Raw genomic sequence first — 17,285 nt, forward strand, 5'->3', positions numbered from 1 at the left:
GCATAGCCTTCGCTATGGCCAAGGAAAATAGGGCCGACTAGCGGGAAATTGCTGCAAACTATAAAAGTGAGTGCGTTTAAATTTGGCTATTACCAGAGGCAAAACGCAAATACTACCTTTGCTATTTTAATTTTCCTGACAGAAAAAGACGAAAACTGACAAACTGTCAGCAAATGCAGCCTTGGAACAAGCTTTGAAAAAAGAGTTGCCGAGATCCATAATGGATCAATAAACTTGTTTAGATCGACTAAAAAATAACACAACATGCAGAAAGGTAACATTTCGGTACAAACCGAGAATATCTTCCCGATTATTAAGAAATTTCTCTACTCTGATCATGAAATCTTTTTGCGCGAGCTTGTCGCCAATGCTGTAGATGCCAGCTCTAAGTTACTTACCCTAGCCAACCGTGGCGAAGTAGCCGGCAAGGTAGATAACCCCCGCATCCAAATTATCGCCAACCCAGAAGCCAAAACCCTAACCATTAAGGACCAAGGAATCGGTATGACGGAAGAAGAAGTGATGAAGTACCTCAATCAGGTCGCCTTCTCTTCGGCCAAAGAGTTTTTGGAGCAATACCAAGACGAAGCCAGCATTATTGGCCATTTTGGCCTTGGCTTTTACTCGGCCTTTATGGTGGCCAAAAAGGTAGAAGTGCGCACCCTCTCTTATAAAGAAGGAGCCAAAGCCGTTCAATGGAGCTGTGAAGGCGATCCCGAATATACCCTAGAGGATATCGAAAAAACAGATCGCGGTACCGAAGTGATCCTTTACCTCAATGATGAGGATGATGAGTTTGCCCAAGATGCCCGCATCCAAGGCCTACTCGATAAATATTGTAAGTTCTTGCCCATCGAAATCCAATTCGGAAGCCGTGAAGAGCAAATCGAACTGCCCAAGGAAAATGAAGAGGACGAACCTACTTATGAAACGAAGACGGTTCCCAATATCATCAATAATCCTCGCCCAGCCTGGAAAAAACAACCCAACGAACTGAGCGAAGAGGAATATAAGGCTTTCTACAACGAGCTTTACCCCACTAGCGAACCGCCTTTGTTCTGGGTCCACCTCAATATCGATTATCCCTTTGATCTAACTGGTATTTTGTACTTCCCCAAATTGGGCAACCAAATGGAGGTGCAGCGCAATAAAATTCAACTCTATTCCAATCAGGTCTATGTGACCGATGAGGTCAAAGAGATTGTTCCCGAGTTTCTTACCCTTTTGCATGGCGTGATCGACTCCCCCGATATTCCTCTAAACGTTTCTCGCTCTTACCTACAAAGTGATCGTAACGTAAAGAAAATTACGGACTATATCACGAAGAAGGTGGCCGATAAACTCCAGGAGATTTTCCGCAAAGAACGCCAAACCTTTGAGGAAAAATGGGAGAATATGAACATCTTCATCAAGTATGGCTACATCTCTGAAGATAAGTTTGCCAAAAAAGCCAGCAAGTTTATGCTCTTGCAAAATACCGAAGGCAAGTTGGCCACTCTAGAGGAGTATAAGGAGCAAATCAAGGAGCAACAAACCGACAAAAACGGCCAGCTCATTTACCTTTATGCCAACCAAGTAGAAGCCCAAGATGCTTACATCCAAACCGCCAAACAAGCCGGCTATGATGTCCTCCAATTTGATAGCGTTATCGATACGCATTTTATCCAAAAGTTGGAGCAAGAGCTAGAAAATACCCGCTTTGTGCGTGTAGATAGCGATAGCGTCGATAAATTGATCCAAAAAGACGAAGAGCAGGAGTCTATCCTCAATGAGGAGCAAAGCAAGGAGGTCGAAGAGATTTTCCGCACGGCTGTCAGCAATAGCCAAGTGAATATCCAACTCGAGGCCCTTGCTCCCGATAGCTTCCCGCTCATGATTACTCGTCCAGAGTTTATGCGCCGCATGCAAGAAATGTCTATGCTCCAAGGCGGAAACAACAATATGCCCGAGTTTTTCAATCTTGTGGTCAATAGCAACCACCCGCTAATCAGCAGCATTTTGGAAAGCAAAGATGCCGATAAGGCCAAGCAATTGTATCAATTGGCCCAATTGCAACAAGGTATGCTCAAGGGGGCAGACTTAACCCAGTTTGTGCAACAAGCCCTCAGCTGGATGAATAAGTAGTGTTTTAGTAAGTAGTGAATACAGTGCAGTCCTGTCTAACTTCGGTTGGACAGGACTTTTTTTATCTTTTTTTGGGGCTGCCCACTCGCTTCGCTCGGGTCGGGCTGTGTCAGGGCTCGCAGGTCTGCTCGGCCCTTCGCAAAAAATGCTGCGCATTTTTGCTCGGTCTGGCCTTCGGCCACCCTTATCCATCCCTCAGCCTGCGGGCCTTCGGCCCTGTAGGACGGATAGCTGGACCATAAAGAAAGGCGAAAGCCCTCATAAAATTAAGGGCCAGAGAAGGTGGCCAAAAGTGAAAAAGAGAGAGGAGCGGCCCAGCGCTGCGCAGCGGTGGCCGTAGGCCAGACCCAGCGGGCGCAGCCCGCGCAGGGCCGAGCAGACCTGCGAGCCGCAGAGCATAGCGGCGGCCAGCGAAGCTGGCCGCGGGCCCCAAAAAAAGAGAAGAGCACAAAATTGGAAGCGCTGTTATTTTATCTTAAATTGTTGTTCATAATCAACCTTCATCCTAAAACAAAGCTTTTATGTACACAATTATTAAAGGTATTTTCATGTTGGCGGGCATCATTAGTCTTTCTTTGCTCAGTATTTTGGGTATTTTTTATCTGCAAGAAAACCCGAATCTGCTCAAGGAGGGGAACATGCAGCTGCCCAATACAGCGGCCCTAAAACAGGCGATGTTGAACATGGGAAATGCTTCGGAAGTAGACAATCATTATTTTTTTCTGAAAATGAATCAGGAAGAAGAGGACAGCAAAGATTTTTATTGCATTAACCATCGGCAGATTTTATATGCGGAGTCGGATCGTTTGGTGCTTCTTTTTGAGGGGAAGGAGCGAAAAATTCCGATTGAAAACATGTTGAATAAATTAAAAAGTGAATTGGGGGCTGACTTTCTCTCTGGCAAATCGATTATTGTGAATAAGCGGGCCATTGTATCTATTCATGAGTTTAATAATCCTTATAACGATAGTAAAACCTATCATGCTCGTTTAGTGAATGGAGAGCAGGTGGACATCAGTCGCTCTATTTTTAGGCAGATAAAAGATGCTCAGACGATCAAAAGGGCAGAAATCAACTAATATTAAGGGTTTTGAATAAGCTAAAAGCGCTATTTCCGGATTGGAGATAGCGCTTTTTTCATGCAGCCTTGGCGGATTAGCCCCAAGTTGCATTTTTTTTCAAAATGGCTGAAAGTCCGATAAACAAAGGCTTTGCAGTTTTTTTTCGCAAAACTGAGCTTAAAAAAGGGCCAATTTGGACCGATTACCCCCGCTTTTGGACCGATTGCAAAATGGCCATTTTTTTTCTCTTTCTGCTTGCCCTATCTTTGTCTTAGACAAAAAAGCAAGGCTAAGCAAAATAACGAAAGCCAATAGCTTATAACTTTAAAAAGCCGCCATAAAAGGCAGCTAGTCAGTTAATTATCCCATTAAAATTTAATCAAAATTAAAAAACTGCATTAAGCGGTCAGGGCATCCTATGTCCATATTTAATCATTTATCATTTAAAACTTTTTTATGTCTAAACAGAAGAAATCAAATCATCAGGCCGACATCAAGAATGCCAATAAGGGGACAAGCGGCAGCAACAAAACCTATTCAAAAAACCAGGGAAACCGTGGGAAGCAGCTCAATCCGAACCAAAAAAAGAAGAGCAGCTAAGCGAATTCTAAGCTAAGATCCGCAGGCGGTTTTGCTATACCGCCTGCTTTTTAAAACAGTAATTAACCATAAAACTTGATTCAATGAAACAGAAGATTAACAAGATTTGCAAGGCATTAAGCCAAAGCCTTTATGAAAGAGAAGAGCTCATTAAATTGGCTATTTTGGCCATTTTGGCCGAAGAAAACATTTTTTTATTGGGCCCTCCGGGTGTAGCAAAAAGCCTAATTGCAAGACGCTTGGCTCAAATTTTTAAAGGGGGGAAATCCTTTGAGTACCTCATGTCTAAATTTAGCACGCCGGAAGAAATTTTTGGTCCAGTTTCTATCAGCAAACTGAAGAATGAAGACAAATACGAGCGCAAAACAGCCAACTACTTGCCTGGGGCCGAAATTGTTTTCTTGGATGAAATCTGGAAATCTGGTCCAGCCATTCAGAACGCCCTACTTACCGTAATGAATGAAAAACTGTATCGAAATGGAGAGCAGGAAGAAAAAATTAAGCTCAAAGGCTTGATTGCCGCCTCAAATGAATTGCCTCGTCAAGGCTTGGGTTTAGAAGCGCTTTGGGATCGCTTTATTGTGCGCTTTCATGTCAATAATATTGAGTCGGAAGATGACTTTATGCAATTTTTGAAAGGAGAAGGTGCATCTAATGGCTTGAAATTGAAAGAAGAAGAGAAAATTGACCTAGATGAATTTGAAGATTGGCAAAAAAAGATCAAAGCGGTCGAGCTATCTGCAGAGTCTGTAGAAATTATCTGCCGATTAAAAAAGAGCCTAGCTCAGAGTAATAAAAAGGAGGCGCCTATTTATGTCTCTGACCGTAAATGGAAAAAAATTACGGGCCTACTTAAAGCTTCTGCCTTTATGCATGGCCGCAGCAAAACAAACAGCCTAGATTGCTTTTTGATCAAGCATTGTCTCTGGGACCAAGTTGAGCAAATTGATGATTTGGCCAAGCAGCTGCAAGTCGTGATTAAAAAATATGGAGAGCTGCAAACTGCTGACTTTAAAAAGCTTAATGCCGAACATACTCGCTTGCATAAAAAGCTTGATAAGCTGTTTGGGACAAAAAACTATGCGCCAAAAGTGTATAAGATAAAAGGAAGAGAATATTATAAGCTTCTTGGCTTAAGCCATTCAGATTTCGGTATTGAAAAGCAGTATAACCTTATTGCCAAAAGCGATTTTGACAAACTTTATGCTCAGCATTTTAAAGAGGTCTCTTTGGTTAATATTCATGCTTCAAAATCGCAATATCCTGTTTTGGTCTATAAAAAAATAACTGGAGAACTAAGAGTTAAATCTACTTCTGTTGATCACTGGGGAAATTCATCTTCACAAGATATCGCCCTAGAAGAGGTTCTTATTTTGCCCAACAAAGCTCCCTTGCTCAAAGAGTATAAGGCCCTTGAAAAAAAGATCAAAAAAGAGGTAGAAGCCAAACAGCAAGTTTGTGATGCCAAGCAGTGGGAAAGCCATCTTTTCACTAATGCAGAAAATATTCGGCTGGCCGAAAATGGCGCTAAGCAGCAACATCAAAAATACTATGAACTAGAATTGAGCTGCCGAGAGGATATTCAAAAACTAAGCAACTAAACTATTCCCTTCATCTCTAAGGCAGTAAAGCCCCAAAAAACTTTGCTGCCTTAGCCAACACAAATAAAATGGACCAATTAAATGCCGCCAGAGAGGCGATTCAGGATTTTACCGCCAACAATGAGTCTTTTGAGCCTCTAATCAAAGAAGAAATACTAGCCGCAGTAGCGCAATGGAAATATATAGATCCTCAGTATTCTATTATTGATACTTGCTATTTGACGCTGATGAATAGCCTTTTTCTGGACAAGGAAATACAAAAACTGATTGAAAAAGAGCCCGAAATGAAGCTCTTGCTAACCATCAGACTCCTAAAGCACCTCCTAGCGCTTCATCAACGGATTAGCCAGCTCGGTTTTACTGCTGAAACGGCCTTTATTAAGCAACTAAGACTGATGGCAGATCAGGATTTCTACCTTTTTTTATCCGAAAAACATCATCGACTTAGAGCAAAATTGCGCTCATTATTTGGCGATCAAGAATATCTTTGCAGCAGCTACAAACAAAAAATCAAGCAGCAAAAAAGAAAAATTACAAGCAGCCATAAAAAAATGAAGCAAGCAGAAATTGCTCAACAAGAAGAAATTAAGGACCTCCAAAAGCGGATAGCTAGAGCCAATTCTGCACTACAGGACTTAGAAAAACCTAAAACAGGCCTTAAAATACTGGGCAAATTGGACCTGAAAACAGGCAAATGGATTCAGGATAATCGCCCAAAAGAACAAGAGGAAAAAGCACAGCTTCAATCGCTTTTAACAGACTTAAAAGAAAAACTAAAGGATAAGAACGCCCCCCTCAAGCATCAGCAGATTCAAGACGATATCCAAATTGCCAAACATAAAATTGCCCAACTAAAACAGCGCTTCTGTGATCTGCTCGAAAGCTTTTTGATGAAGAAAAAAAGAGCCGAAGAAAACAGATTGGCCCAAGAGGAAGTCAATCGCTGCAATAGGGAGCTGAAGCAAATGCTTTTGAGCTTAAAGGAAACCCAAGAACAACTTAATGCTATTGGCTTAGAGCTGCCTTTGCACCAACTTTGGGGCTATGGAAAAGGCTTTTTTCTAGACCGAGGATTTCATTTATTGGAACGCTATAACCAACTGATTGAGCAAAATAAACAACTCCAAGAAGTGGTCAATTTATTGGGCCGACACCGAGAACAAAAAAAGGAATTTGAGGAGGTGACTATCCAAAAAGAAGAACAAAGAGGAACCCTCGTTCTTCAAGATGGTCGAACGGAAGTGGTTGGTATTCAGCGAAGTAATGATCTGCATAGTCTGCTTTCTTCTGAGTTGGCCCTTTTAAGCACCACCGAAACCGAGAACCTTTTTTACCAAAAGTTTGCAGAAAAACAATTGACTAGTTTTCAGTATCAAGCTGAAGGCTATTGTACCGAAACTCATTTCTACGAAGAGCGTTTGCTGCTTCCCAAAGAAAGCCCCAAAGGCCCTTTTATTTTAGCCGTAGATACTAGCGGATCTATGCGGGGCGCCCCAGAGGAAATTGCCAAATTACTTGCTTTTGCCATGAGCAAAATTGGTCTGCAAGACCAACGACCTGTTTATCTAATTTCTTTTTCTGTCCAAATTGAATGCTTGGAAATTAGCCAGTTTGCTCGAGATTTACCAAGGCTAGTTTCTTTTCTACAGAAGAGTTTTCATGGAGGAACAGATGTGGCCCCAGCGCTCAAAGCGGCTATCAAACAGCTAGAAAAAGACAATTTTCAAAAAGCCGATGTTCTCCTCATTAGCGATGGCGATTTTGCAGGATTAAATGCCCGCGATTTGGCTGAGGTTAAGGCCATGCAGGCCCAAGGTACCCAATTTAATAGCCTGATTGTTACTAGAGGTTACCATACTCATGGCTCTTCTTACCCACAGCTAGATTTTTGCGATCATATTTGGTCTTGCCGAAATGATTTGAGTGAAATTCTTCCGCTGCTTCAAGAAAATTTAGGCAAAAAATAGATTTTCTCCTGTCTAACTTCGGTTGGACAGGACTTTTTTTCTTTTTTTGGGGCTGCCCACTCGCTTCGCTCGGGTCGGGCTGTGTCAGGGCTCGCAGGTCTGCTCGGCCCTTCGCAAAAAATGCTGCGCATTTTTGCTCGGTCTGGCCTTCGGCCACCCTTATCCATCCCTCAGCCTGCGGGCCTTCGGCCCTGTAGGGTGGGTATCTGGACCATAAATAAAGGCGAAAGTCCTCATAAAATTAAGGGCCGAAGAAGATGGCCAAAAGCAAAAAAGAGAGAGGAGCGGCCCAGCGCTGCGCAGGGGTGGCCGCAGGCCAGACCAAGGCGGCAAAGCCGCCGCAGGGCCGAGCAGACTTGCGAGCCGCAGAGCATAGCGGCGGCCAGCTTCGCTGGCCGCGGGCCCCAAAAAAAGAGAAGAGCACAAAAAAATGCACTCTTCTACTAATCATTTAAAAACTCGAGCTGGACGCTATCGTCTACTTTTAGGCCAAAGAGAGAGGCGGCCTTGCCTGCATTGATGGCAATTTCTAGTAAGCCGGAAGAGTTGAACAGACAAAGGACCTCGCCCACGGCCTGTTCGGCATAATGCAAACTGAGGTCGCTAATGGGGTCGAAGCGTTTGAAATAAAGCTCGAAAGAGCGGCCCTGGGCAATTTCCTCAAAGAGTTTTCGGTCTACATTGAGGACCACATTTTCATAGACATCGATGTAGAGGACCGCGGCGCGGATATAATCCTTGCTCACCACGGCATTGAGGCTAATGCGCTCGAGTAGTTCATTGCTTTTTCGGCCAATTTCCTCTATTGGTTGTTGGGCCAACAAATGGGCAGAGGCCTTGGCAAATAGGCGCTGCATGCTAAGCAAAGAAGGGGGCTCCTCACTAATGAGCTGATAAATTTCTTGGGGTTTTTCTTTAAACAAAAGAGAGAAAACGCCATTATCGGGCCCAATAAAATAGTGGCCTTTGTGGGCAATGACCAAAAAGCGGGGATGTTCTTGATAGAAATTGTGCACACTCACAATATGAATGCTCCCTTTGGGAAAGGCCCAAAAGCTAGCGCCCAACAAATAGGCCGCTTGGCCAATATTGTAGGCCTGCACCTGATGAGAGATATCGATAAATTGGACAGCCTGCCCCTCCGACAAAATATGTCCTTTGAGTAGGGCCGCATAATGATCGCGGACACCAAAGTCGGTTGTTAGGGTAATGATTCCAGAGGCTTGCATAAAAAAGATGGGTTAAGCGAGCACAAAATTAAAAGAAGTTTGTGAAAGCAGCTTTTAATTTATAAACAATTGAATAGGCGCTTAAAGTTTTTCTCTAGTTTGATGTTGTTGTTGGATTTCTTGCCGCATATCTTGGCCAAATTGATTGACAATTTTTTGCATTTGGGTCTCATAGGCGGCTTGTTCTTCTTGGCTGTAGTTTTTCCAGTTGGCTTTTTCATAGAAAAGGGCCGCTTGGGCAGGCAATAAACCAACGATTTTCAAATAGTCATTTGTGCAAGAGAGTTCAATTTCTCTAGCTTTTTGTTTTTCGTCTAGGGGTTGGATTTTCAATCGGAGGAGTTCATCTTGTTCTTCTAGGCAGTGGTAGCTAGCAGAGGGTCCTTCTTTTTCGGCGGCAAAGAAATAGACAGCTGCCCGATCAATTTTGAGTAGGAGGGCCGAAAATGCGCCTAGCATCATCCGTTGTAGGGGAGGGGCTAGGGCTTGAAACTCTGGAGTGGTTTCGGTTTTGTTTTGGGCGAGTTGCCAGTATTGTCCTTCTAGTTTTAAAATCAATTTGGGCGTATGCCCCATTTTCTTTTGCATAAATTGTATTATTTTTTGAGTTCAGAATATAGCTAAAAGCTTTTAGAGGACCAAAAAAGGCCTTCTCTGCTTAGCGAGAAGGCCTTTTGTATTGTTGTAGGTGATAGATTTTACTTGATGACAGCGGCTTCAGATTTTTTGGGGAGTTCTATGGCCTGCAGCTCATTGTTGCCCAAGGCTTTTAGGCTTTTAAAATGAGAGCTGATTGCGCCGCCAAAGGTTTTAAACTCATAATAGGGCACGCCAAACTCCTCGGCGGTTGCTTTTACAATTTTGGCTACCTCGGGGTAGTGCACATGGCAGATATTGGGAAAAAGGTGGTGTTCTACCTGAAAGTTTAGTCCGCCCAAAAACCAAGAGAGGGCTTTATTTTGGCGGGCAAAATTAGAGGTGGTAGCCAGCTGGTGCATGGCCCAAACGTTTTCCACTTCATTTTGCTCATCGGGTTGAAAATGGTCGGTGAGTTCTACGACATGAGCCACCTGAAAGACCAAAGTCATGATTAGGCTAGCGGTCATGTGCATCATAAAAAAGCCGAGTAGCAAATAGCCCCAAGCATAGCTAGTGAGGACAATAGGAAGGGCAAAAAAGATGGCCCAATAACCAATTTTAGTACTGAGCAGGATCCAGAACTCTTTGCTGTGGGTACTTCCCATGGCGGCAGTTTTACCGTCTTGGCTATAGCCCTTTAGGGCTACAAAATCCTTCCATAAAATCCAAGAAACAGTAGCTAGACCATAGAGAATAGGTGCATAAAGGTGCTGAAAACGCTGATAGCTCTTGAGCTTTCCGTTGGGAGAGAGGCGTAAAAAGGGTTTATCTTCAATATCTTCATCGAAGCCGTAGATATTGGTATAGGTGTGGTGCATCATATTGTGCTGCACCTTCCAGGTAAAGGCATTTCCACCAACTAAGTTGACGGTATAGCCAAAAATAGCATTGACTGTAGGGTTTTTGGAGTAAGCGCCATGGTTGGCATCATGCATGATATTCATCCCAATGCCAACAAGGCCAATGCCCATAACAATATAGGCGATCATGACCGCCCAAAGGGGCAGGATGTTGAGGAGAATAACGGCAAAGGGAATAAAGTATAGCCCTAGCATAACCGCTGACTTGAGGTACATGCGGCTATCTGCATTACGGTCAATGTTTTGGCTACGGAAGTGCTGATTGACCCTTTTGCGTAGGGTAGGAAAAAACTTAGCCTGATCAGCTAGGCTAAAACGAATGGTTTTTGGCATAAATATGTTTCTTTTGGCCCTTTTCGGTGCCAGTTCAAAAGGATAAAGGGCGCAAGCTTGCGCCTTTGTTTATGGATGTATAAAAAAGGGACAACCCCCAAAGAAGTAGTGAAAACTTTTAAGAAATAAAGTGCTTTTTCTATATTTAAGCCGATTATGTGATTTGAATTAAGACTGAATATATGCCAAATGCTTTAATTTATATCCTGCTGTTCACTGTCTTTAGTTGTACCTCTTGCCAGCAAGATACAGAAAAAACAGCCTTAATTAGCCCCTTAGAAGAAAATGCTTCTTTATCTGTTGTAGAGAATAAGCAAAAGATAAACAATGGGTTGAAGCGAGGTGACTTGCTTCGTGTAGAGGTGCAAAATCTCCGACTCCGAGAACATCAGCAGCTAGAGGCCAAGGTTTTGCGCCATTTGCCAGAAGGTAGCGAGCTCTATTTTATGGGAGAGGTTTCTGCTGATAGTGTGACAGTTAAATTAAGAGGAAAAAAATATTATGCTCCTTTTTATCGAGTGAAAACAGCACTAGGGTATCTGGGCTGGGTGCATGCGGCCGCAGTTAAAAAGCAAGACCCAGATCTAAAAGGTAGTTAAGCCCTGGGGCCAAAAACAACAAAGCCATCTCTAAAAGAGATGGCTTTGTTGTTGAATAGACTAAAGTCCTTATTTTTTATCTGCATTAAGCTCTTTTAAGAGTACTTCTACAGCTTTTTGTAGTTGTTGGTCTTCTTGTTTAGCTTGATAATCTGGGGCCAGTCGAACTAAAATATCTGGCATAGCAGGAATGCGTTCCATATTTTCATCTTTAGCTTTGCTGTACCAAGCCCTAAAAGGCATACGGACATAAGACCCATCTTGCAGGCCATAGCCTCCGGTAGAAATAACAGCGCCAAAAGTGGGTTGGCCAACTAGGGTCCCCAAACCTAGGTTTTTGTAGGCATGAGAAAAAATTTCGGCATTAGAGTAGCTGCTTTCATTGCAAAGGGCAATACTCCCTTTGGTCCAAGCCGCTAGGGGCAAGCGCTCACTATAGGGATAGTAGTTACTAAAGGCTTTGTGTTCCTTTTTGAGGTTTTTGGCTGCTCCTCTTGGGACGGTGTAGGCATGTTGGCGAACAGAGAGTACGGCCATAAGGTAGTCGGTTGTCCAACCGCCACCATTATAGCGAACATCAATGACAATTCCCTTTTTCCCATCTCCGGCAGCCATTAGTTCTTGTTCAAAGCGTTCAAAGCTACTCCAACCCATTGCTTTAATGTGAATATAGCCCAATTCTCCTTTGGAGTATTTATCGGTGAGTATTTTACGCTCTTTTACCCAAGCTTCATAGCGCTGCTTATTAAGTGAGGGGCTTGGCCAAATAACAAGTTCGCGAATGTCTCCAGCCTCACTTTTTACGGCTAATAAGGTTGGTTTACTGGCCGTTCCTTCCAAAAAAGCATAGAGGTTGTCTTGGGGTTTAATTTTTTCTCCATTAACGGCAATAATACGCTCATTGGCTAAGATTTGACTTTCTGCCCGGCTAGCTGGACTTCCTTCAAGCACCGAACGAATTTTAGCTCCTGCTTTTCCATCTTGCCAAAGCTCTACCCCCAATAAACCACTCTTTTTTCGAGCTAGTTTTTTGGGGTTATCGCCACCATATAGTCCCATATGACTAGCATCCAATTGTCCTAGCATCAAGTTATACATCCATTGAAAGTCTTCTTTGGTAGAGGCCTTTAAGCAAAGTGGACGATAGGTTTTTTTTAGCTGCTTCCAGTTGTACCCATGAAACTGAGGATCATAAAAGCCAGCCTCTAAGGCCCGCCAACCCTCTTCAAATATTTGAGCTAACTCCCCAGCATAATCAATTTTTAGGTTAGAGCGAAAGCTTAAGTTATTGAGCTTTTTGTTGGAGAGCTGAATATAGGCCAGCTGCCCCCTGTTGAGTTGGCTAAACAGTAGTTTCCCATCTTCAGAAAGCTGTAAATTATAGGGGGTTTGACTAGCCGAAATAAGGGCTTTGTTCTCTTTCCCATCCCAACGTACTGAATAAAGCGCACGGTCTTTCTCAAAGTTTCTGCTGCTGTTCGAACTGCTCAGATAAAAAATAGTTTTGCTGTCAGGGCTCCAGCAAATACCCGACTCTCGGCCAGGCATCGCCGTTACTTGCTGGCTACGAGCATAGAGCTGATCAAAGTCAATCTTTACCTTAATCGCTTCTTTTTTATCCTTTTTACTAGGCTTTTTTTCTTCGGCCCAGATTTCAAGTGCTTTCCATTCGGTGGTCTGGCGCAGATAGTCCTCTTTTTTTAACCAAATAAACCAAATATCACTATCCCCATTGTTGCGGTCCGAGCTAAAGGCTAATTTGCTGCCGTCTGGGCTCCATACTGGATTGCGGTCGTTGCGGGGGTGCATGCTCACATTAACCGGCGGAATAGAATCATTGGCCGCATGAATAAAGATTTCCTCATTAAAGTTGAGATCCTCTAAAGAATAGGCTAGCCAGTAACTGTCCGGAGACCAACTTAGACCAGTAGGACTGGCCCAACCATCTAGTAGCTTTTTATTATTCGATAACTGACCCAGACTGTCTATTTGAGCCACCCATAGCTGTCCCCGCCCAAGTAAATAGGCTAGCTGTTTCCGATCTGGAGAAAGCCAGTACTGACTGAGGTCTAAGGGAAATTCTTGAATGAGACTGTTCTTGAGCTTAAGACTGCGGTAGAGGTCGGTTGCTGTACTGTCTTTAGAAGATACCTTATAAAGGGCATATTTCCCAGCCTCATCACTACGGTAAAGTAGGGTTTGTTCATTGAGAAATAAGGGGGCTCTCTGTCGACTAGGTCCCTGCGCTAGAGTACGCCCCTCTTTTAGTTGCTTATGCTGTGCGCCAATAAATATATCGCCATGTACTTCGTAGGCAATACGCTTGGCCGTAGGAGAAAGACTGTAGTTGTCTAAATGACTATAGCTTTTCTCTATAAAGGGGTCAAAACGATAATCACTGGCAATGTCTACCTTGATTTCTTGCTTTTTACCTTCTGTCTTGCCCCAAAAGATACGGTCAGCTTGCTGATAGACGATATATTGCCCGTCCTGACTAAGCGCAAAGTTTAATATGCCCATTTTCTTTTCTTGGGTTAGGGCTTTTTCTTCTCCCTTGATCAAGTCCTTGAGGTAAATGTTATAACGACCAGATTGAGCTGATAGGTAACAGATTCGCTGCCTATCTACCCATTGCCCATTAAAATCATTGCCTTTAAAGTCCGTAATTTGCTCAAATTTATCAGCTTTGATATTGTAGGTCCAAAGGTCTCTGTTCGCTGGCCCACGATAGTCCTCCCTAGCCGTTCTACAGCTTCCCCGAACTAATAATAACTGCTCTTTATTAGGCGACATTTGTGCGTCTACCGCATCACTATTTAAAATGCGCTGAGGCTGCCCCCCACTAACCGGAATTTCATAAATTCCATAGCTGCGCTCTATCTTGATGTAGGCCCGACGACTAGCAAATAAAAGTGTTTGCTCGTCTTTCCATCCCAGTAGTTGGTCGTTGCCTGAGTAATAGCTGAGCTGCTTGGGACGACCTCCCTGAGCTGGCATGACGTAAATGTTGCTGTTGCCATCTCTGTCTGATTGAAAGGCGATTTGCTGCCCGTCTGCCGACCAAATCGCCTTGCTGTCATAGGCTTGATGAACGGTCAATCGCCTAGGCTGCCCCTCTGGCAGTTTCATCCGCCAAATGTCTCCCTGATAAGAGAAAAGTAATTCTTGCCCATCTGGACTAAGACTGGGCTGACGCAGTAAAATGCGGTCCTGGGCCCAACTTAGCTGGACCAATAGCAGGAGTACTGCCGAAAGTAATAGCTGTTTCACAGTTTGTTTTTTGTTAGTGACGAATTTCTTCCATAAAGAATAAACTAAATGGCTAGCGCTTTGCTTCCTTTTTTCGACCAAGAAGCAAAAAAAATCCCCCTAAGCCTAAGGCCTAGAGGGATGCATCTTATAAATAAAAAGTTCTACTTCAATTCAATACTAACAATTTCCCAAGCTTGCCCCTTTTGGTCCAAAATGCCATTGGGAACCCATTTTAAGTTGGGGTTGCTGGGCACCAATTGCGGTTTTTTACTCAACTTCACTTTCAGTTTACGCTCCGTAACCCCCAAATCCGTATTCTCATCAATTAAGGGCCGCAATAAGGCATCATTGCCATCCAAAATAACGAGATCAAGCTCTTTTTGCCCAAAATCACCCTTGCTTAGCTTGGCCACAGAACAAAAGAAAGCATGATGAGTACTTTCTGGCATATAATCCTGGATGTCTAATTCTAACTCTAAATCTACTGTAGACTCCTCAATATAAGCCTCGGCCAATTCCTCAAAGCTGCCAGGCAACTGACGATGATGCCATTTCTTAACTATCGTCCCATTATGCAAAAGCAAAAGCCCCGGACTAGAACGAATAATAGTCTTAACCAACTTTTCATCGCCCTGCGTAAAATCAAAGGCAGTGCCTAACTCCTGCCGAAAAGCCTCCAAATCATCACTGTAATCGCCATCGGCATCCGCATCCTCAATGTAGTAATAAAGCGCATGCGTGGGGATGCCCTGCTGCTTTTCTGCCGCCAAACTCAAGGCCGCAATTTTTCTAAATCCTTCCTTTGAAGATTTGCTCAAATCATCGGCAACAACCAAAAAACTATAGCCCTGACTAGCAAAACTATGCTGCTTAGAAGCATCCATTTCAGCCACTTTAGAGTCGCAGCCCTTTTTCAATACTTCTTCCTCCGTTTTGTCATTTTGGGTCGCCCAAATCTTCTTGCCATCGGCATCTTTGGTCTTCCAAAGGTAGCTGTATTTTTCGGTCTCTTCAGACATCTGCTTGTTATTAACCTTGACCTCTTCTCCCGTATTTTTGTTCTTATAGGTATAAGTAAGCAATATTTCGGGCTGGTCCAAAGCACAAACTTCTCGCTCAATCACTATGTTGCGCCCTTCTGCAAAAGGTCGAAAATCTATCCAAGGCAAGCCAAAGTAAAAGTTGAATAAACTAGCCACCGTTATCGCTACCGTCCAAAAAGAAGTGCTAATCAAACGCCCTTTGCCCCGCTCCGGAATCACATATTGCAAGTTCTCGGTCTTGATATAAAGAAAAATCGTCATGAAGGTCAAAATGATGTCCTTCCCAAAGGTCTCAATTGGCAAAAGCTTCATAAAGTCGCCAAAACAACCACAATCACTCACCCGAATGTTATTCGCATTAAAGGCCACCCACTGCTCCGTCGCAAATGGCGAAACATCCTGCGGAATGTAGCTCGTTAGGTAGTTGTAGCCCGTTAGAAAGGTGAAAAAGAGCATCATCAAAAAACTTAAACTCGTGGTTATTTTTTTTCCATGGCCCAAAATTAAGTTGATGCCAAGTACTACCTCCAAGACAATCATCAGTAGACCAAAAGGTACCACAAATGGCTTCATAAAGGACAATACAGGCAGCAAAAGCGTAAAGTAATCGGCCATTTTATAAGCGGTCCCCAATGGATCTACCACTTTTACAGCCCCCGAAAAAACAAGCAGGGCGCCCACAAAATATTGTACAAACCAAAGCGGCAGATGCGTCCGCACAAATTCCCGCTTTTTTGATAGCCCCAAGCCCAAACTAAAGGTCAGTACTAAGGCCACAATGCCAATGTAAAGAAAAAGTGTATATACGGTCATAATGATAAACAGATTGATATAAAATGATTGTTCTTCTGCTGTTTTGGGGCCTCCGCTAGTGGTTAAAATGCGGCGGTTACTCCCTTCGGTCGTCGAACTGCGGACTAAAGTCCTTGTTGTCGTTTCGGCAGCTCGCTGCTGTTTTGGGGCCTCCGCTGCGGCCTGCGGCCTTGCGGCGCTACGTTCGGCAGCTCGCTATTCGCTCGGCCCTTCGGCCTAACGGCCTTGGTCTGCGGCTTTCGCCGCACTGCCTACCATCGCTAGGCCGTAAAGCGGCGGCCTAAAGGCCTTGCTTTTTGGGCCAAACTACTTGGCCTCTTTTTCGCGCAACCGAATCAAAGCAAAGAGCGCATAATTGGCAATATCCTGATAGTTGGCGGCCAAACCCTCCGAAACCAAAAGCTGCTCTTTGTGGTCCTCAATTTCTTTGGTCCGCAAAAGCTTCATCAAAATGAGGTCCGTCAAAGAACTAAGGCGCATATCTCGCCAAGCTTCGCCATAATCATGGTTTTTGCGCAACATTAGCTCCTGGCAAATTTCGGCCTGCTTCTGATAAAGGGCCTCCACTTGCTCGCTAGGCAGATAAAGCCCAGCAGCCAAAGGCAACTCCAACTGAATAAGGGCCATCAAGCTATAATTGACTAGGGCCAAATACTCATCCGCAATAGATTCATCTACCTTTTGGCTTTGCTTTTCCTCTATAGAGCGAATCCGCTTGGCCTTAATATATAATTGGTCGGTTAAAGAACTGGGCCGCAAAATCCGCCAGGCCGAGCCATAATCTCGCTGCTTCTTAATAAATAAGGCCTTAGATTGGGCCAATTCATGGGCGTATTGTTGGAGGGTGCTTGGCTTTTCCAAAGTTACAACTATAAGTTTAGTTAATTAAATAAAGAACGAAGAGAAGAGCAAAAAGCTGCTTTTAGTCCTCTTCATAAATATTATTTTGCTCTTCTTCAATATGGCGGAGTCGTTGCTGGCAATATTGGAGTAAGAATTGCGCACGTCGGCTTTTGGCATTGAGTTCTTCTAGAGGGAGTTGGCCCTCAATGGCTTCTAAGATTTGCTGAAGCTCTAGTAGGGCGGCTTCATAGGAGGGGGGAGTGGCTTGTTGGTCCATATTCTATTGATATTTAGTAGATGAGGCGGCTGTTTTGGGCCGGA

Annotated in this window: 13 protein-coding genes; 6 read left to right on the forward strand and 7 right to left on the reverse strand. The window is 43.8% G+C overall.

What is annotated here, in order from left to right:
- Positions 1-264: 264 nt before the first annotated feature.
- From htpG to SAPGRDRAFT_RS19920, 5 genes are all read left to right on the forward strand, one after another.
- Positions 265-2,124, forward strand: a complete 1,860-nt coding sequence (htpG, locus tag SAPGRDRAFT_RS13550) for a molecular chaperone HtpG (RefSeq protein ID WP_002659809.1) — start codon at positions 265-267, stop codon at positions 2,122-2,124.
- A 521-nt stretch (positions 2,125-2,645) separates the two neighbouring features.
- Positions 2,646-3,203, forward strand: a complete 558-nt coding sequence (locus tag SAPGRDRAFT_RS13560) for a LytTR family transcriptional regulator DNA-binding domain-containing protein (RefSeq protein WP_002659811.1) — start codon at positions 2,646-2,648, stop codon at positions 3,201-3,203.
- A gap of 438 nt (positions 3,204-3,641) precedes the next feature.
- On the forward strand, positions 3,642-3,785 hold the full coding sequence (locus SAPGRDRAFT_RS23130) for a hypothetical protein (RefSeq protein WP_002659813.1): 144 nt from the start codon (positions 3,642-3,644) through the stop codon (positions 3,783-3,785).
- Between the two features lie 83 nt (positions 3,786-3,868).
- Positions 3,869-5,386 carry an AAA family ATPase gene (locus SAPGRDRAFT_RS19915; RefSeq protein WP_002659815.1) on the forward strand — a complete coding sequence of 506 codons (1,518 nt, stop codon included), beginning with the start codon at positions 3,869-3,871 and terminating at the stop codon, positions 5,384-5,386.
- 68 nt (positions 5,387-5,454) lie between these two features.
- Positions 5,455-7,353, forward strand: a complete 1,899-nt coding sequence (locus SAPGRDRAFT_RS19920) for a VWA domain-containing protein (protein ID WP_002659816.1) — start codon at positions 5,455-5,457, stop codon at positions 7,351-7,353.
- 443 nt (positions 7,354-7,796) lie between these two features.
- On the opposite strand, the gene SAPGRDRAFT_RS13580 is transcribed toward SAPGRDRAFT_RS19920, so the two are convergent.
- The 3 genes from SAPGRDRAFT_RS13580 to SAPGRDRAFT_RS13590 all read right to left on the reverse strand — a co-directional run bounded on the left by SAPGRDRAFT_RS13580 (position 7,797) and on the right by SAPGRDRAFT_RS13590 (position 10,414).
- On the reverse strand, positions 7,797-8,582 hold the full coding sequence (locus SAPGRDRAFT_RS13580) for an SAM hydrolase/SAM-dependent halogenase family protein (protein WP_002659818.1): 786 nt from the start codon (positions 8,580-8,582) through the stop codon (positions 7,797-7,799).
- Positions 8,583-8,663: 81 nt separating this feature from the next.
- On the reverse strand, positions 8,664-9,170 hold the full coding sequence (locus tag SAPGRDRAFT_RS13585) for a hypothetical protein (protein ID WP_002659819.1): 507 nt from the start codon (positions 9,168-9,170) through the stop codon (positions 8,664-8,666).
- A gap of 110 nt (positions 9,171-9,280) precedes the next feature.
- A complete protein-coding gene (locus SAPGRDRAFT_RS13590; protein WP_002659821.1) occupies positions 9,281-10,414 on the reverse strand; it encodes a fatty acid desaturase family protein in 1,134 nt (377 codons plus the stop codon).
- A 182-nt stretch (positions 10,415-10,596) separates the two neighbouring features.
- On the opposite strand from SAPGRDRAFT_RS13590, the gene SAPGRDRAFT_RS13595 reads away from it, so the two are divergent.
- Entirely contained in the window at positions 10,597-11,013 is a 417-nt protein-coding gene (locus tag SAPGRDRAFT_RS13595) for a hypothetical protein (protein WP_002659823.1), read from the forward strand.
- A gap of 69 nt (positions 11,014-11,082) precedes the next feature.
- On the opposite strand, the gene SAPGRDRAFT_RS13600 is transcribed toward SAPGRDRAFT_RS13595, so the two are convergent.
- From SAPGRDRAFT_RS13600 to SAPGRDRAFT_RS13615, 4 genes are all read right to left on the reverse strand, one after another.
- A complete protein-coding gene (locus SAPGRDRAFT_RS13600; protein WP_002659825.1) occupies positions 11,083-14,283 on the reverse strand; it encodes a S41 family peptidase in 3,201 nt (1,066 codons plus the stop codon).
- A 143-nt stretch (positions 14,284-14,426) separates the two neighbouring features.
- Positions 14,427-16,121: a MauE/DoxX family redox-associated membrane protein gene (locus tag SAPGRDRAFT_RS13605; protein ID WP_002659826.1), complete on the reverse strand. Its 1,695-nt coding sequence runs from the start codon at positions 16,119-16,121 to the stop codon at positions 14,427-14,429.
- Positions 16,122-16,427: 306 nt separating this feature from the next.
- Complete coding sequence (locus SAPGRDRAFT_RS13610) at positions 16,428-16,982, reverse strand: DUF1599 domain-containing protein (protein WP_002659828.1); 555 nt, start codon at positions 16,980-16,982, stop codon at positions 16,428-16,430.
- Positions 16,983-17,043: 61 nt separating this feature from the next.
- Positions 17,044-17,241 carry an exodeoxyribonuclease VII small subunit gene (locus tag SAPGRDRAFT_RS13615; protein ID WP_002659829.1) on the reverse strand — a complete coding sequence of 66 codons (198 nt, stop codon included), beginning with the start codon at positions 17,239-17,241 and terminating at the stop codon, positions 17,044-17,046.
- Positions 17,242-17,285: the final 44 nt, after the last annotated feature.

It is taken from the genome of Saprospira grandis DSM 2844 (assembly GCF_000275825.1).
Lineage (GTDB): Bacteria > Bacteroidota > Bacteroidia > Chitinophagales > Saprospiraceae > Saprospira > Saprospira grandis_A.

What these genes read in the sequence shown, in the direction of transcription:
- SAPGRDRAFT_RS19920 (WP_002659816.1), top strand. Translation starts at nt 5,455, where the DNA reads ATGGACCAATTAAATGCCGCCAGAGAGGCGATTCAGGATTTTACCGCC.
- SAPGRDRAFT_RS13580 (WP_002659818.1), bottom strand. Translation starts at nt 8,582, where the DNA reads ATGCAAGCCTCTGGAATCATTACCCTAACAACCGACTTTGGTGTCCGC.
- SAPGRDRAFT_RS13590 (WP_002659821.1), bottom strand. Translation starts at nt 10,414, where the DNA reads ATGCCAAAAACCATTCGTTTTAGCCTAGCTGATCAGGCTAAGTTTTTT.
- SAPGRDRAFT_RS23130 (WP_002659813.1), top strand. Translation starts at nt 3,642, where the DNA reads ATGTCTAAACAGAAGAAATCAAATCATCAGGCCGACATCAAGAATGCC.
- SAPGRDRAFT_RS13560 (WP_002659811.1), top strand. Translation starts at nt 2,646, where the DNA reads ATGTACACAATTATTAAAGGTATTTTCATGTTGGCGGGCATCATTAGT.
- SAPGRDRAFT_RS13585 (WP_002659819.1), bottom strand. Translation starts at nt 9,170, where the DNA reads ATGCAAAAGAAAATGGGGCATACGCCCAAATTGATTTTAAAACTAGAA.
- htpG (WP_002659809.1), top strand. Translation starts at nt 265, where the DNA reads ATGCAGAAAGGTAACATTTCGGTACAAACCGAGAATATCTTCCCGATT.
- SAPGRDRAFT_RS13605 (WP_002659826.1), bottom strand. Translation starts at nt 16,121, where the DNA reads ATGACCGTATATACACTTTTTCTTTACATTGGCATTGTGGCCTTAGTA.
- SAPGRDRAFT_RS13615 (WP_002659829.1), bottom strand. Translation starts at nt 17,241, where the DNA reads ATGGACCAACAAGCCACTCCCCCCTCCTATGAAGCCGCCCTACTAGAG.
- SAPGRDRAFT_RS13595 (WP_002659823.1), top strand. Translation starts at nt 10,597, where the DNA reads ATGCCAAATGCTTTAATTTATATCCTGCTGTTCACTGTCTTTAGTTGT.
- SAPGRDRAFT_RS19915 (WP_002659815.1), top strand. Translation starts at nt 3,869, where the DNA reads ATGAAACAGAAGATTAACAAGATTTGCAAGGCATTAAGCCAAAGCCTT.